The organism is Myxococcales bacterium (assembly GCA_016699535.1).
GTDB lineage: Bacteria > Myxococcota_A > Polyangia > Polyangiales.
The window spans coordinates 2741674-2755986 of record CP064980.1 but is presented as its reverse complement, the minus strand read 5'-3'; the positions used below and the strand labels follow the sequence as shown (position 1 = coordinate 2755986).

15 protein-coding genes and 1 pseudogene are annotated in these 14313 nt (G+C 50.3%); 5 read left to right on the top strand and 11 right to left on the bottom strand.

All coding sequences use genetic code 11. From position 1 onward, the window contains the following. Window positions 1-55: 55 nt before the first annotated feature. The 6 genes from IPJ88_13045 to IPJ88_13020 all read right to left on the bottom strand — a co-directional run bounded on the left by IPJ88_13045 (window position 56) and on the right by IPJ88_13020 (window position 5573). Window positions 56-514, bottom strand: a complete 459-nt coding sequence (locus tag IPJ88_13045; GenBank protein QQR89132.1) for a hypothetical protein — start codon at window positions 512-514, stop codon at window positions 56-58. Window positions 515-538: 24 nt separating this feature from the next. Beyond that, window positions 539-1096 carry a putative colanic acid biosynthesis acetyltransferase gene (locus IPJ88_13040; protein QQR89131.1) on the bottom strand — a complete coding sequence of 186 codons (558 nt, stop codon included), beginning with the start codon at window positions 1094-1096 and terminating at the stop codon, window positions 539-541. A 17-nt stretch (window positions 1097-1113) separates the two neighbouring features. After that, entirely contained in the window at window positions 1114-1638 is a 525-nt protein-coding gene (locus IPJ88_13035; protein ID QQR89130.1) for a polysaccharide export protein, read from the bottom strand. A 79-nt stretch (window positions 1639-1717) separates the two neighbouring features. Continuing rightward, entirely contained in the window at window positions 1718-3937 is a 2220-nt protein-coding gene (locus tag IPJ88_13030; GenBank protein QQR89129.1) for a polysaccharide biosynthesis tyrosine autokinase, read from the bottom strand. Between the two features lie 102 nt (window positions 3938-4039). Further along, complete coding sequence (locus IPJ88_13025; protein ID QQR89128.1) at window positions 4040-4267, bottom strand: hypothetical protein; 228 nt, start codon at window positions 4265-4267, stop codon at window positions 4040-4042. Continuing rightward, on the bottom strand, window positions 4248-5573 hold the full coding sequence (locus IPJ88_13020) for a hypothetical protein (protein ID QQR89127.1): 1326 nt from the start codon (window positions 5571-5573) through the stop codon (window positions 4248-4250). The genes IPJ88_13025 and IPJ88_13020 overlap by 20 nt, the downstream gene beginning before the upstream one ends. A gap of 1012 nt (window positions 5574-6585) precedes the next feature. On the opposite strand from IPJ88_13020, the gene IPJ88_13015 reads away from it, so the two are divergent. The 3 genes and pseudogenes from IPJ88_13015 (at window position 6586) to IPJ88_13005 (ending at window position 8366) form a co-directional block, all read left to right on the top strand. Continuing rightward, window positions 6586-7077 (top strand): hypothetical protein, encoded by a 492-nt coding sequence (locus IPJ88_13015; protein QQR89126.1) that lies wholly within the window; start codon window positions 6586-6588, stop codon window positions 7075-7077. A gap of 44 nt (window positions 7078-7121) precedes the next feature. Beyond that, on the top strand, window positions 7122-7391 hold the full coding sequence (locus tag IPJ88_13010) for a hypothetical protein (protein ID QQR89125.1): 270 nt from the start codon (window positions 7122-7124) through the stop codon (window positions 7389-7391). Between the two features lie 4 nt (window positions 7392-7395). Further along, a pseudogene (locus IPJ88_13005) lies at window positions 7396-8366 on the top strand (GDP-mannose 4,6-dehydratase). Window positions 8367-8374: 8 nt separating this feature from the next. Here IPJ88_13005 and IPJ88_13000 read toward each other — a convergent pair. Then, the gene (locus IPJ88_13000) at window positions 8375-8725 is read right to left on the bottom strand and encodes an FkbM family methyltransferase (protein ID QQR89124.1); all 351 of its coding nucleotides are present in this window, start codon (window positions 8723-8725) and stop codon (window positions 8375-8377) included. Window positions 8726-8902: 177 nt separating this feature from the next. Continuing rightward, window positions 8903-9139 carry a hypothetical protein gene (locus IPJ88_12995; protein ID QQR89123.1) on the bottom strand — a complete coding sequence of 79 codons (237 nt, stop codon included), beginning with the start codon at window positions 9137-9139 and terminating at the stop codon, window positions 8903-8905. 141 nt (window positions 9140-9280) lie between these two features. Between IPJ88_12995 and IPJ88_12990 the strand changes: the two genes are divergently transcribed. Together IPJ88_12990 and IPJ88_12985 are read left to right on the top strand one after the other, a co-directional pair. Continuing rightward, entirely contained in the window at window positions 9281-9967 is a 687-nt protein-coding gene (locus tag IPJ88_12990; GenBank protein QQR89122.1) for an oligosaccharide flippase family protein, read from the top strand. Between the two features lie 20 nt (window positions 9968-9987). Continuing rightward, window positions 9988-10629, top strand: a complete 642-nt coding sequence (locus IPJ88_12985) for a hypothetical protein (protein QQR89121.1) — start codon at window positions 9988-9990, stop codon at window positions 10627-10629. A gap of 77 nt (window positions 10630-10706) precedes the next feature. On the opposite strand, the gene IPJ88_12980 is transcribed toward IPJ88_12985, so the two are convergent. The 3 genes from IPJ88_12980 to IPJ88_12970 all read right to left on the bottom strand — a co-directional run bounded on the left by IPJ88_12980 (window position 10707) and on the right by IPJ88_12970 (window position 13260). Then, window positions 10707-11522, bottom strand: a complete 816-nt coding sequence (locus IPJ88_12980; protein QQR89120.1) for an FkbM family methyltransferase — start codon at window positions 11520-11522, stop codon at window positions 10707-10709. Between the two features lie 75 nt (window positions 11523-11597). Then, on the bottom strand, window positions 11598-12740 hold the full coding sequence (locus tag IPJ88_12975; protein ID QQR89119.1) for a glycosyltransferase: 1143 nt from the start codon (window positions 12738-12740) through the stop codon (window positions 11598-11600). 334 nt (window positions 12741-13074) lie between these two features. Beyond that, window positions 13075-13260 carry a hypothetical protein gene (locus IPJ88_12970; protein QQR89118.1) on the bottom strand — a complete coding sequence of 62 codons (186 nt, stop codon included), beginning with the start codon at window positions 13258-13260 and terminating at the stop codon, window positions 13075-13077. Window positions 13261-14313 lie beyond the last annotated feature (1053 nt).

The following is a 14313-nucleotide window of genomic DNA, read 5'->3' as shown; positions in this document are numbered from 1 at the left end:
GCTATCTCATCGGCAAGACGATCAAAAGCAGGCCCCGTACCGGTTACGACGACAATCAAAACACGCCCCCAATGTACCGCGCCCCTTTGGTCTTGCTAGCCAATCCGCGCCATTGCACAAAAAAACGCGAGGTCAAAAATCGCATAATTCTTCCGGTGAGGCTGAGTTGCACTACCGAGCACGAACACTCCAAATAGATAACTGGAATTCCGAACAGCCTTGCAATGACAGCGGCTGGAACCGCAATTCCCGCTCCTGGTGAAACAACCACGTCCGGTTTTTCCCGAGAAAAGAGGACTAAGAATTCAAAAAAATTATACAAAACACGTAAATCTCGTTCTGCATGGGCCACGACAAAAGCACGTTCGCTATCTGGAAGCAGGGGTGACTCGTCTTGAAGTATCCATAGGCGCTCCACGTCCGAAAAGGCGGGAAGTACACTTAACACGTCGGTGAGATGCCCTCCAACCGAAGAGACGATGGCGACTTTTGCTTTGCGAAAACCATGAGTCATGCGTTGCTCAACAATAGCATAGTGCTACCGTGCCTTCAGCTTTGCCAGTCGTTCTTTAATAGGCTTGCATGGATGCCCAGCGCAGACCATGCCTGGTGGCATGTCGTGAATCACCACCGAACGTGCACCTATTACCGCATTTTCGCCAACAGTGATCCCCATGGCAATGAAGGCTTCTGTTGCAATCCAAACCCCCTTGCATAAATGAATAGGCGCCGTGATGAGAGGAAACTCGGGTATCGTGAAATCGTGACTAGCCGCGCAAAGATGAGCGCCTTGTGAGACGGTCACGTACTCATCGAGTATGATCGTGTCAACGTTGTAGCAATTGACCCGAGGCCCCAAACAGCTGCCTTTGGCCATGTGCAGATTCCATGGAGCCCACACGATCACGCTACTGTGAACGTACGCTCCTTTGGCAATTTTTGCTCCGAATAAACAAAGCAATGCTCGACGCAAGCCATGAAACGGCTTAGGAATAAGACGAAATGCCGTTTGGTTAATAATGGACCAGCACAAGCGCGCAAGGCGGTGCGCCAAGGAGTGAGGGCTAGGTTGGTCGCTGCGCACTTCAAAAGACAACGCATGGCTCCTTGTTCTTAGAAAACACGTTCGGGCACGTAAATGATATCACCTGCTTGCAGCGGAAAATCTTCTTCAGTGCCTTCGGTGATGGATTCGACTTCGACTTTATAGCGTTTAAGTACACCGCCACTTTGCCGCGTTACTACGACGTCGTTTCGGCTTGCCAAAGGAGTAAACCCGCCCGCTAAGCTGATGGCTTGAACAACGGTTGTGCCCGAGGTGATGGGGAATGTCCCATCTTTATTCACCGCGCCCATGACGCTTATACGTTTGGATGTGTATTCTTTAACGAAGACCGAAACTTGAGGAGATTTCAAGTAGTCGCCTTCGCGCAGTTTAGCGGCAATGCTTTCAGATATTTGCGATGGCGCAAATCCAGCAACCTGAATATGACCGACAAAAGGGAAATCAATTGTTCCATCCGGTCCAACGCGGTACTCGCCCGATAGTTCTTTTTCGCCGTAAACGCGTACTTCAAAAATATCACCAGAACTTAACAATGCATCCTGTGAGCCGACACCCACAGACCTGTCTGCCACGGTAGTCCCTGAGCGCTTTGAGGAGTCTTCGCATCCTACGCTCGCGAGAACCGAGAGAACACATAAGATAAGCGGTCGATTAAGCCGCATTGCTATTTTTTGACGCTGGCGCATGAGAGGTTCGGTATTCATAGTTGTAGTAGTAGTAGCCGCCATAACCATGGCTCTTGTTATTCAAATCCACGGCGTTAAGTACAACACCTATCACCTTGGCTTCAACATCTCGCAGGCGACGCAATGCAGCGCGTGCCCCTTCTCGACCGGTTTTGTTGGAGCGGACAACAACGATGGTTCCATCAACCTGCGGCGCGATCACCGCAGCGTCAGTGACTGCTCCCAAAGGCGGACTATCAAAAATAACGCGGTCGTATTCGCTGCGCAATTCAGCAAGCAGATGCGCAAACTCGCCTGCTCCCAACAACTCCGAAGGGTTGGGGGGGATGGGCCCACACGGCAGTAGCTCAAGATTTGGAATTTGGGTTGATTGGATGGCCGCTTTCAATGGAACTTCACGCACAAGCACGGATGTCACGCCGAGCTCGGCGGTCACTTTGAAAGACTTGTGAATGCGAGGACGCCTCAGGTCGGTGTCAACAAGCAGCACCTTTTTACCGGTTTGCGCCAGGGCAATAGCAAGGTTTGTCGCGACGGTGGTTTTACCTTCCAATGGTCCGGAGCTGGTTACAGCCAGGGTATGGAAAGGGTTATCGGTGGCCATAAAAGTTAGGTTTGTGCGAATAGTGCGCACGCATTCGGCAGCAGCACTCATCGGGTCAGCATGCACAATGATATCCCGATTTGGCGAATCGGGGCCTGCTTCTCTGAGTTTCCCGTCCGATACATTGGGCGCCTTGTCTTTGCCTTCGTTTATTTTCGGCAAAACACCAAGCAAGGTTGCTCCGAGGTTTTCAACATCCTCTGGGCTACGTAGAGTGCTGTCCAAGCGTACCAATAGCAAGGCCGCACCAAACCCGAGCAAAAGACCAAGCAACACCCCTATGGCGATGTTGAGAAGTAGCCGTGGCTTGACTGCCGATTTGGGCGGCAGCGCTCGGTCCACCACCCGTACATGCGTAACATGCAGCATGCGCGTTAAATCGGTCTGCGTCGTTCGTTCCAGTAAGATGCTGTAAAGCTTGCTTTGGTTTTCCTCTTGCCTTTTTAGCGCGTTGTACTGGATGCCCTGTTTGTTGAGTTGAAGGCCGGCCTCGTGAGTCTCTTTTGCAGCAACCCTCAGCCCTGTTTCCGTTTGTTGGACCTCGCGCAGCTGAGACTCAACGCTACGAATAAGCCCCTTGATTTCATGCTGCATTTGCTTGCGTATGCTCAACAATTCCTCATCAAGGCTTTTCATTTTAGGGTGAGATATACCGTAGCGTACAGCAAGCGAGTCTTTCTCGCTTTGTTTCTCACGATACGAGTTGCGAAGCTCAGAAATGACCGGGTGCTCGGTGAAGCTTGCGATATCTACCTCTAGAGGGTCTTCGTTATAAGCAGCCTTGAGTTGAGAAAGGTGTGCCGCAAGTTCGATCCGTTTGGTGCGTGTTTCGGCGAGGGCTTCGCTGAATTTTTCGATGTCATTCGCGACGATGTTTTGCCGGTCTTCAAGCGATAGAGAAAGCACGTCGTTTGTGCGCTTAAAATCGTGCAGAGCGTTTTCGGCCTCTTCAAGTTCCTGCTTTTGCTTATCAAGCTGTTTACTCAACCACTCAAGCGCACTGATGGTCGAACCCATGCGGTCCTGCATTGTTTTATCAATGTAGGCATTCGCTACCGTGTTAGCGAGCAATGCTGCGCGCTTGGGATCCTGGTCCTCAACTCTCACCTCAACAAGCCTGGTTTCGGCTACCTGTTCGACTTCAAGTCGAGTTTGTAGTTTCTGTGCGGCCTCATCTACGCTAACGCCCTTAAAGCTTGAGCGTTTAGGTTGAGGCACATTGTTAAACTTTGCGTTTTTATCGAGCCCCAGCTCTTTAACAACGTTCTCGGAGATGGCACGGCTCTCGATAATTTTGTTCTGGGTGGAGTACCATTCCTGGGTTTGCCAAAAACTCACGGCGGGATTTGCCACATCCTCGATTTCGCTACCCAAGGGGCGCGGCGGGTTCGGATCGTACTCGATGACGCATGTGCCTTGGTATATTTTTGGCTGTTTTAGCGTCCATAGCGTTACAGCGGTGCTTACAGCGAGCGCGACTCCGATAATGGTCCACTTCTGAGCGAACAGACGTTGAAATAGTTTCCAAGCATCGATCGCTTCATCATCCTTAAACCGCATGGTTGACTCAAAAGAATCCATTTTTATACCTACACAAACAACCCAAAGCTCCACTCGGTTGGGAGGCTAGGTGCCTACGCCATTGTAGCGATTAAGGCAAATCAGAAGGCATATTTAGACGAGCTATGGATGCTGCAAATCGTGTTCTGCTCGGTAGGCTCGACGGTGATCCCCGAGGGTCTTTGAAATCCGCGCGATGCTCTCTAAGTAGTGCCTTTGAGGCGAAATTCGTTGCGCTTTCTCAAAAGCAGCCAGCGCATGCCCGAAATTGCCAAGCTTTTCCTCGAGTTGGCCCTCAAAATACCAATTATCCGCAAGTTTTTCCGTTGCATCAAGCGAGATACCTCGCAAGATCGAAAAAAACAGAGCGCATCGCTTCAAAATCACCTAATTCGCCATACGAGTTCGCCTTAGCCCGCAGCAGTCTAGCTCGATCGATGATGCGGTATTTCGCCTTCTCGGCAACCGCCAAGGCCTGTTTCGGCTGTTTCACATGATTAAGTAGCTCAACATGCGCGATCCAAGCGGGTTCATAACTGGGGTTCGTTTGGTTGAGCTTGTCTAAAATGCGAACTGCAGCGGGTACATCCTGGTTCACAGCGTAAACGAGCCGGTGCGCCTTTCGAAGAAGGGCAGCCGGATGTTCCGGGTAGCGCTCAAGAATCTTTTCATCGAGCAGCGCTTGTTCAGTTGGCGGCAAACAGCCCGCTGCCTGGTCCAAAAAATCAACCCGAAACGCTGTCTGAGGGCTTGCTTTCAAGATGGCGTTCACATCGGCAGTTTCCTTCGCGATCCGACAAATCAAAGAATAGGTCATGGACGGATGACGACTGGCCGTTTCTCGGATCTCCAATAACGCTTGATGGACAAAGTGATGCTCGTAAAGCCACTGGGCCACTAGCAAATGCGGGATGGGCCAACCTGGCGCCAGTACCATCGCGCGATTCAGGAGGCGAAAAGCATCTGGGCCGTTGTCGCGAAGGTCTTTGGCTCCCGCGATTACGTAGAAGGCAGGCTCTGCAGGGTACTGCAAAAGTACGGGTCCTAGTTTGTCCTCAAAATCAGTCAGCGGCGCGTCATATGCATTGAGCAACTGGTCCTGAAGATTCTGTCGATCCCAGCGTTTCCCATAAACAAGTAAGGCGAGAGCAGCAACTAGCCCAACGGTGCTTAGTAAAAAACCAAGGCGCTTGGTGGTGTTTATGGAAAAATTCTGCACTCTTTGATGGTGAGGGTTGGTCGCGAGGTTGCCTAGCAGCGCCACGACGACCAACGAAATTCCAAGTAACTCGAAACTGAAGTCCACAATGTTGTGAATGCCGAGACTTAGCAGGCCCGCGGTTGCTGCTTGCCGTGTGGATGACCGGCTTTGAATTAGAACCGAGAGAAGTACGAAAGAAACAGACACCAGCAATAGGGTTGCAAGCGGCAGCCCCCACTCACTTGCCCACTGAATCGGTAGGGACTCTGGATAGGAAAAGCGCTTATATACACCGAAATGTCTAACGAAGGCGTCGGAAAAAGCTCCGCGTCCCGCCCCGAAAAAAGGGTGCTCCCAAGTAACGGCCATGCCCTGCCATGAGAGTTTGAGTTTTGCTGTGGTATCACCAACAAAACGCGCAGGTAGCCACTGAAATACCCCAAGCCAAACCAACACTAAGCTCAATGATAGTCCGGAAAAAAGCCGGATAGCGCGCGTTCGATTACTTTGTTTTGAATTGTTGAGTAGTCGGAGCAGCAAAAAGATTAGTGATCCAAAAACGAAAGCGGTAACGCCTCCCCTCGACAAGGTTAACAACGCCGTTATTGCACACAGCGCATAACATCCGAACCAGAATGCCCGCCGCATTCCGCTGCCTTTTGATTTGCCCGCGAGCGCGAGCATGAAAGGGGCGCCGAGTGCCATGTACCCCCGAGATGGTTGTCGTTAAGCAGTGGAGCAGGCAGGCGCGGTAGTGCAAACTGGGGCTGGTAGAGCCCGAAGACTCTCGTGATACCGAACAGAGCGTGCCCTAGCGCAATGATGCTCATCGCCGTTACACTTAGAGCGACGATCGTGTAAAGCTTGCGTTGCTGCTCCCTTGTTGAAAAAAAAGCGTAACTTACGAATACACAAAAAAGTATAACTATCTTTATAAATTCAATTTTGCCGTTGCCTGGACTCAGATTCCAGACGCAAAAGCGCGGTGAGCTCTTCGTGCTGATCTCGGAAGCGAACCGTTGAGCGTGAACGCTTGCCTCACCCCAAGGTAGCCACCAATTGCATGGTAGCGGAAGAATCTGCAGTCCGGTCGCCAAAACAGCAAGCCCCATTGAGAGCGCAAGTATCTTGGCCGACACCGAGTACCGGGCCGGCAGTTTGTTGTGGATATGAAAAAGTGAGAGCCCGAGAACCACTATTGCAGCGATGGCCATGCTGCTTTTGAGAAATGCTCCGGCGAAAAGCAGGGGGCCCAAGGCTATACAAAACGCAAGTGCGTGCTCTGAGGCGTTTTGGAAACCCCAGTAATTATCCATTCGGTTGAAGAACCATCCAAGTCCTTGACGCTTTGCCGAGAGCTTCATAGGTTAGAGCCTCACTTGGCTGGGTAACGTGATTGATCAAAAAAGCATAGGGGATGCACTTCAAAAGGCAGGCCTTATTAACAAACGCGACCTGAAAGCGATTCTTGAGGAAGCGGAAGCACGCAACCTTAGTCTCGCGGATTTGCGTCGATAAAGGTCTTATTACGGAGTTGCAGTTTGCCCAGACGATATCCAAGCTTTTCAGCGTTCCGTGGGTTTCTTTGTACCACGTCGAATTCACACGCGAGCTGCTCAATCACGTCAAAGCTGAAACCGCCGAGAGATACACGCTTATTCCGGTATACGATCGCACGGCGCGTGATGGCAGGCAGGTTTTGTATGTGGCCATGCAAGATCCAACCGACGAGGAAGCGCTGTCGGCCTTACGATCAGAGCACAGCGGCGAATTTCGGTTGATGGTAGCACCACGCTCCGAAATTCGACGCGCATTTCCGTGTACTATTTTGGCCGAAGCCCTGAGCCGGAGCGTGCCGTGGTCACCGAGAGCGTGCCGCCACCAGCAAAGACTGAGGTCGTGCTCTCGCGCGGTTGGACCATTCCTCCCCGCCAATCGAAACCAGAGCTATCTGCGGTAAAACCGGCTCAAAAAACCAGTAAAACCGGAGCATCAGTTCCAAACATGGTAACCTTAACATTGCTGGACGGAACCACGCTCAAACTACCGGCTGCAAAAGGTACGCAGAACGAGGGCACGGTTAGCAAACACTCACTTACAGCAACCGATTTGGTCGATGCGTTACTTGCGCAGGCGCAAGGGGCCGATGTCAGTGCGGTACTTGAGGATGCAAAATGGGAGCGCATGTTTGGTACGTTGCTCACGTTGCTTATTCGAAAAGGACTGATAGCTGACTGGGAATTTATAGACGAATGGAAAAAAAGAAGGATATAGAAGCATGCGTGTATTAGTGACTGGTGGAGCTGGATTCATTGGCAGGCACCTTACTCGGGCGCTTCTCGATAAAGGACACCAAGTAAGTGTGCTCGACAACATGAGCACCGGTGCGTTTAAAAACATAGAAGAGTTCGTTGGAAAGCCAAATTTTCGTTTCGCTATTGACGATTTGACCAACACCTTGGTGCTCGATCGTCTAGCCGCCGAAAGTGACGCCATCGTTCATCTTGCCGCGGCTGTTGGCGTGAAGCTTGTCGTGGAAAAGCCCACCGAGACCATTGAGACCAACGTGCTTGGAACGCATTTGGTTCTCGATGCAGCAAGACGTTATCGAGCTCGCACGCTGATCGCAAGCACAAGTGAAGTGTATGGAAAGGGCGTCAAAGTTCCTTTTAGTGAGGACGACGACCTTTTACTTGGTTCTTCGTCGCGTAGTCGATGGTCGTATGCGGCGAGTAAGCTTCTAGACGAATTTTGGGACTAGCTGCGTACAACGAGCATCAACTACCTGTCACGGTGTTGCGTCTTTTCAACACCGTGGGCCCCGGACAAATTGGGACCTACGGCATGGTTGTTCCGCGTTTCGTTAGGCAGGCCCTGCAGGGCTCGGACATAACAGTTTATGGGGATGGCGAGCAAAGCCGTTGTTTTTGCCATGTTTACGATACGGTAGACGCGTTGATGCGTATTCTCGAGGCTCCGGAAAAAACATCAGGAGAAATTTTTAACGTTGGTAGCAACCACGAAATTACGATCAATCAGCTTGCTGCGGTTGTTTTAGAAGCCACAGGTAGCAAAGCGGGCATTGTTCGTGTTCCCTACGATCAGGCTTACGCACCAGGCTTTGAAGACATGCGGCGGCGTGTCCCAGACATCGCCAAGATCAATGCGGCGGTCAACTGGAAGTCAACTCGTTCAATTCGGCAGATCGTAGACGACGTTGTGGCTTACGAAAAGCAGAACCAAAATTAGTCAGTTGCTTAATCAATGCTTTGTGAACGCGTGGGGTAGTTCCGTGCAAAGAGAGCATCAAAGTAGGCGATTCGTCCATCTGGAGTAAACTGCTGAGAAACATTGCCGGAATAGAGAAGTCCAACGCGTTCAAGTTCGATGACGATTTCGCTGAAGGTGGCTTGGCCCTCGTAGAGTGGGGCAACACTAACTTCAACAAGACAGAGTTCAGCCCCAGACAAAAGCTCCGAGCCACCCTTGATGGCCATGAGTTCATATCCTTGGACATCAAATTTAACCATATATGGCTTCGCGAGTTGCTTGCCTTCAAAGAAACTATCCAAAGTTACGCATGAGACGGTGATGGTCTTTTGCTTCATGGTTTGGGGCCATAATTCATGGGTGAGCGAAGTGGTTTTTAAAAGCGACGAGGACGGGAAAAAACAGTATGTTGTTGCATCTGTAGCTCTTCGTTGTTTTGTCCAACAGCAAGGTTATGGCACTCGACGCTGCCAGGATAATTTAGGTCGCAAAACGTTTTTAGCTGCTTGTAAAGTTCAGGCAAAGGCTCCGAAACACATAAAGTGTGCTTGCGGAAACCAACGCTTTGCAAGCTGAACAAACTGTCCTCTATTCGCTCCAACATCGATAACGTGAGCGATATCAAGTTTGCTAAAGCCAAGAAAATATCGCTCAGGATCCGTGCGCAGAGGGGACAATCGATAGCCCGTCTTTTCAACGAGCTTCCTTACGGTGTTTTTGCCCAAACGTAAAATTGGCGTCGAAAAGTTCATGTCTAAGAGCTTCCTTTTTAGCCTAAAAGTGTGGTGGTCGAGATAGGGGGGTACATCATATAGGCTAAAGAAATACACTAATTAGTTAAACCTTTGTCCGCAAAATGCTACTGCCTAGACGTTTTGAAGTAGTTTTTGACCATGAAACTGTTTGGGAAAATTTTGAACTCACGCTTCTTCCGAGGCGGCGCTTTCGTTTCGCTGAACACGGTTTCAGGCGTCGCGTTTGGCTTCGCTCAGATTGCGCTTCTCGGTCGCTTGCTTCCGCCTGCTGAACTGGGTGCTTTCTTCATCGTTCGAAGTACTGCTTCGCTTGGAGCAGCTTTCGGCTCCTTTGGCATCAATCAGATGATTGTGCGGTATATTTCGGAACACGTGGCCCGTGGCGAACACGGAGACGCCAAGCGTGTTATTCGCAGCACCACGGTAACAGTGGTTGCCATGTGTTTTCTTGTAGGCATGGTGTTCCTCACGGTCAACGGTTTTTTGGCAGATAAGACAGGCGTTGAGTTTCTCCACGATCAAGCGCCGACTATCATCGCTTTAATGCTTGCGATGGCGTTAGAGATGCTTACTCCGGGTATCTTTCGAGGGTACAAAGAGTTTGGACGGATGGCGCTCTACACGCAGCTCTCGCGTGTCTTGTTTGTTGGCGTACTTGCGGTCGCTGCCGCGATGGGAGTGAAGTATGAGTTGAAGTTTGTGACAGATACGCTGTTGTGGAGCACCGCGCTGGGAGTTGTTTTTTCCTTTGTTGATATGCAGGTGCGCCTTCCTGGAGGAGTGCACTCGATCTGCCTTTCTATGCGTTGTGTAAACGCGGCGTAGTCGATTCGTGGCCGGTCTTGATGAATAGTTTTACCGTGACGGCGATTAGCCAAATTGACCTATGGGTGCTTGGTTTTATGGCAAGCGAATCAGAGGTTGCCCTTTACGGGGCTGCATCGAGGGTAGCGTCCTTGGCAACGATGCCCCTCATGGTTTTTGGAATTATCGTAGGGCCATTTTTTGCCGACTATCATCCTGATGAAAAACCAAAAGAATGTGAGGCCATGCTTCGTAAAGGCGCAACAATTGCTGGTTTGCCCTCGTTTGCAATTTTGGGCCTGCTCTGTATAGGCGCTCCGTGGTTTCTAACCCTTCTAGCGGGAGAGTATTACAGTGCCGGGGCTTCGATTCTTATCATTTTGGCGATTGGCCATGCGGCGAGTATTTGGACAGGAGCCGCGGATCAGCTCCTATTGCTTACCAACAAACAACGGCTTTTACTTAATACCTCGCTGCTCGCGACCGCTATTCTCGTCGCGCTTGGTTTATTGTTTTCTAGCCTTTGGCAAGGTGTTGGTATTGCGATAGCTGTGACGCTTTCGCGTGCTGTACAACGGTATCTCTTGGCCTTTTTTGTTCTCAAAGCATACGGTATTAGCGCATCCTTTAGTCCGCGCATTGCGCTAAGAATTCTGCGTCACCCAAGGGCTCTTCTGCGTTAGCGCTTATTTTGGCAAGAAAAGAAGATTCAAAAAGGGATAACGTTCTTTTGCTTCGTGAGGTGATAGGTTATGGCTTTTCATCTCGTATGGCTGATAGCCGGCTTCCGTAAGAAGATTGACAATTTACGGCTTGAAGCATCGGCTGAATCGTTGAAATCACCCATTTCAACAGCGATAGCTGTCTTTCGCGTTTCCAACAACGCTTTCATTCCCGCAAGCACCTGAAGCTCTGAGTTTTCGGCGTCTATTTTAACAAGGTCGGGCACAACTCCGGATGTCTTCGCATAATTGTCAAGGGTTACCGTGCTTACGCTTATCTCTTTAACGTCAATTTTCCTTCGTATGTTATTGGGTAAGCGTGAGGCTCCAAGCGTGTTAAACGCCAAATAGCGCGTGCCATAGTCTTGTAACTGAAGAACTCCCTCTTTGTCCCAGGCGGCCTCTGCACATAAGCTAACATTCGCTTTGTCGTCCGCATTTCTCTTCAAGACGGACCGAGTGCTTGGAGTAGGCTCAAAAGCATGTACTTGACCCTGCGGTCCAACCAAACGCGATGCTAAGAGGGTGTAATAACCAAAATGGGCACCCACATCAAAGAACACCATGCCAGGTTTGAGGTAGCCAACAACCATCCTCGATAGATCTGATTCGAAAAAACCATAGCGATGAATCGAGACGGAAACGGCTTCCGGAAGCAGTACCGTCATTTGGTCACCCCAAAAGGTTTCGGCTGTAAAAGGATGCGTTCGGCTCGTTGCTTGAAGCACGCGTTCAATAAGCAGGCTTTTGGCCATTTTACCAGGAGAGCCAATCAGCTTGCGAAAGGGAGTACGTGCAAAAAAGTTTTCTCGTTCTTCGAGATTCTGAAGGTAGGTTTCATTCATAGGAGTCACGGAAGTCGTCTATGGGTGCTGCACCGTATCGCAACCATTCCGCTCAGGAAAGCCCAAAATCCGACAAAGAAATGGCTAGTTAGCAAGCAAACGCTGGTAAATCTCTGCTAACTTGGTAGCTACGCTGTCCCAGCTAAAGTCCTGCTCGACGAGCGTTCGGCCTCGATCGCCCCATTCCGGCAAGTCTTCATTGAGTGCAGCCGCGATGGCATTCGCTAAGGACGCAGGGGTGTTGTCGGTCCACCAACCGCAGCGTTTTTCTTCCAAGATTTTCCAAGGGCTACCCTTGCTGGCAATGACAGGCACACCATGCGCCAACGCCTCAACCACAACCAATCCGACATTCTCGCTGACCGAAGGAAGTACAAATAAGTCCATTTCAGAAAACACCGCACTCTTCTCGGATCGCGCAACTGGGCCTCTAAGAGTCACGGCATTGCTCAATCCAAGCTGTCCCAATTGGCTTGCTAGCTTGAGCTGGTAGGCCTCGGGACCGCCTCCATAAATATCAAGCTGCCAAGTCTTTGCGGACGAGCTTTCCAGCAGCAAATGGCACGCTTCGAGCAAATTCTCAAGACCTTTGATGGGATCCAACCGACCTAAAAAAGCTATTCGTTTTTTGGACCTTGAATCCCAACGCATCCGTAAAGACGGCAAGTCGACACCGTTGGGAACAACACTCACTTGCACACCCTTGTGTTCCTGCAAAAGCATCGATCCTTCATCGTCCGAAGTCGCATGGACTACGCTGCGTTTGGCTTGAACCAGCGCAAACACGACGGCGATCCACAGCTGTTTTAGAATGCGCTTTTTTTTACGCCCCCATGCCATAAGGGCCCCTCTAGGGGTCCAGACAACCGGCTTGCCAAAACATCGCGAAAAAAATAACGCGACGAGAACAACGGGCGTGAAAACAGCATGCACATGGACCAAATCGGCGTGTAGTATGGCAGCGGGCAGACGTATCAACTGCTCAATGGAAAAATCGCCCCGACCAATTCGTTTGCAATAGTGCACTGAAATTGCATCTAGCCCTCTGTCGGCAGAAGCGTCGCTAGCCGAAACAATTCGTTCTGGGCCATCCGCGTTTGTGGTTAGTACGTGAATTTTATAGCCCTGTTTTGCTAAGGCCGTGCAGAGATGATATGCGGATTCGGCCGGACCACCATAATATTCTGAAGGGTAAAACGAGGGAATAATATGAAGGATTTGAGGCATGTTCGACGCGGGCGCTTATGTTGCCACAAATAGACCCAGCCATAAAGCATACAAAGCTTGATCAATGTGAGAAAATTGCCGAACGCTTGACCGTCTAAAGTTCCATGAAACTTCTCTTACTCATCGCAGTTGCTATCTGTTTCGTATATGTTTTTCTTAGGCCGAGGAAAGCAGTCTATTTGGCTTTTTTTCTTGCCCCTTGGGAGGGTCTTGGTTTCGATGTTGGCTTAAGGCTGACAGCGTATCGTGCGGTAGTTGTCATGCTGCTTTTCGTTTGGGTTGTATACCCAGGCAAAAAGCTACAGCCGATGACGCGTTCTGCTCTTCGTGGATTTTATGTTTTCGCTGCATTTAGTATCGTCTGGACAATCATCCAAATCCCTTTTGTGCCAAACACTGTGTACGCCGGCGGTTCTTTGCGCGGCGGCACAGGTCGTTTGATATCGCAGTGCGTTATGTTTGTTATGACCATTGCGCCGGTGTTCATCGTGCCACGTTTTGCACGAAGCTCAAAAGACATCGCAGGGCTCGCGAAGATCTATGTTCTTTCCTGTGTCGTCTTGTCAGTGATTGGCTATTTCCAGTTCGCATACTTTCTGGGTACGGGTACCGATCCCATACCGATTGGTTTTTTGGATCAGTTTTTTAGCGTTCAGCAAGAGGGCATCAAGTTTGATCCTCGCAGCGGTATGGTACGTGTTGGAGGAACTTTCGTTTTGCGTCCAGCCTCCTTTGGAGGCGAGCCAAAGGGGCTTGGCCAGGCCATCGTGGTCGCCTTGCTGATTATACAAATTTACCAAAGCTTGCGACAAAGAAAAAGTCGCTCCGCTTCACGTACCTGGTGGTTTTTGTTTGGCATGATGGTGCTTACCATGTCGACCTCGGCATTCTATATATGGATGCTCGGTACAGTCTCCCATTTGTCCGTGATGGTATTTTCAAACCCTACGGAAACAAGCAGGCAGCAAGCATTCGCCGGCATCCGAACTCTACTAGCCGCCTTCGTGGTGCTCTCCGCGTTTGCGGTTTCAGGGGTATTTAAGGACAGCGAACAGGCAACCGATCTATTGGCCGCGCGAACCGTTGATCGTGATGTCGTCGAGGACTACGATCAGGTTGTACTCAATTTCCTATCCGCCGAACCTGAATACCTATTTGCCGGAATTGGCTTAGGCGCGGTGCATTTTTACACAGCGCGATACATTCCTGAACGATACGCCTATTTTATGGCGGGCCGTGTTTTGGTTGCCAAAACAACGTTGCTGAAAATATTGTCAGAAACCGGGATTGTTGGCGTCTTGTTTTTCTTTTTTGCTATGTATTCCTTATTCAGACGGGCCCGTTATGCAATTCGTCAAAGCAAAGATCTTTTTGATCAACAGCTTCGTGATCATTTACGTTTTTGGATGGGCTGCGCATTCCTGGCCACCTGCGTTGTTCTTCCTTGTTATTTGGCACGCGGTTACGTGACGCAGCAAATGATGCTTGTGTTTGGAGTTCTTGCGTTCGCTATGGATACTGTTTTTCGATTGGTCAAAGAGCAGCAAGCGTCGGAGCAACCCAGCGCCAAGCC

What these genes read in the sequence shown, in the direction of transcription:
- IPJ88_12995 (QQR89123.1), bottom strand. Translation starts at nt 9,139, where the DNA reads ATGAACTTTTCGACGCCAATTTTACGTTTGGGCAAAAACACCGTAAGG.
- IPJ88_12970 (QQR89118.1), bottom strand. Translation starts at nt 13,260, where the DNA reads ATGTCTTTTGAGCTTCGTGCAAAACGTGGCACGATGAACACCGGCGCA.
- IPJ88_13030 (QQR89129.1), bottom strand. Translation starts at nt 3,937, where the DNA reads ATGGATTCTTTTGAGTCAACCATGCGGTTTAAGGATGATGAAGCGATC.
- IPJ88_13000 (QQR89124.1), bottom strand. Translation starts at nt 8,725, where the DNA reads ATGAAGCAAAAGACCATCACCGTCTCATGCGTAACTTTGGATAGTTTC.
- IPJ88_12990 (QQR89122.1), top strand. Translation starts at nt 9,281, where the DNA reads ATGAAACTGTTTGGGAAAATTTTGAACTCACGCTTCTTCCGAGGCGGC.
- IPJ88_12975 (QQR89119.1), bottom strand. Translation starts at nt 12,740, where the DNA reads ATGCCTCAAATCCTTCATATTATTCCCTCGTTTTACCCTTCAGAATAT.
- IPJ88_12985 (QQR89121.1), top strand. Translation starts at nt 9,988, where the DNA reads ATGAATAGTTTTACCGTGACGGCGATTAGCCAAATTGACCTATGGGTG.
- IPJ88_13010 (QQR89125.1), top strand. Translation starts at nt 7,122, where the DNA reads ATGGTAACCTTAACATTGCTGGACGGAACCACGCTCAAACTACCGGCT.
- IPJ88_13045 (QQR89132.1), bottom strand. Translation starts at nt 514, where the DNA reads ATGACTCATGGTTTTCGCAAAGCAAAAGTCGCCATCGTCTCTTCGGTT.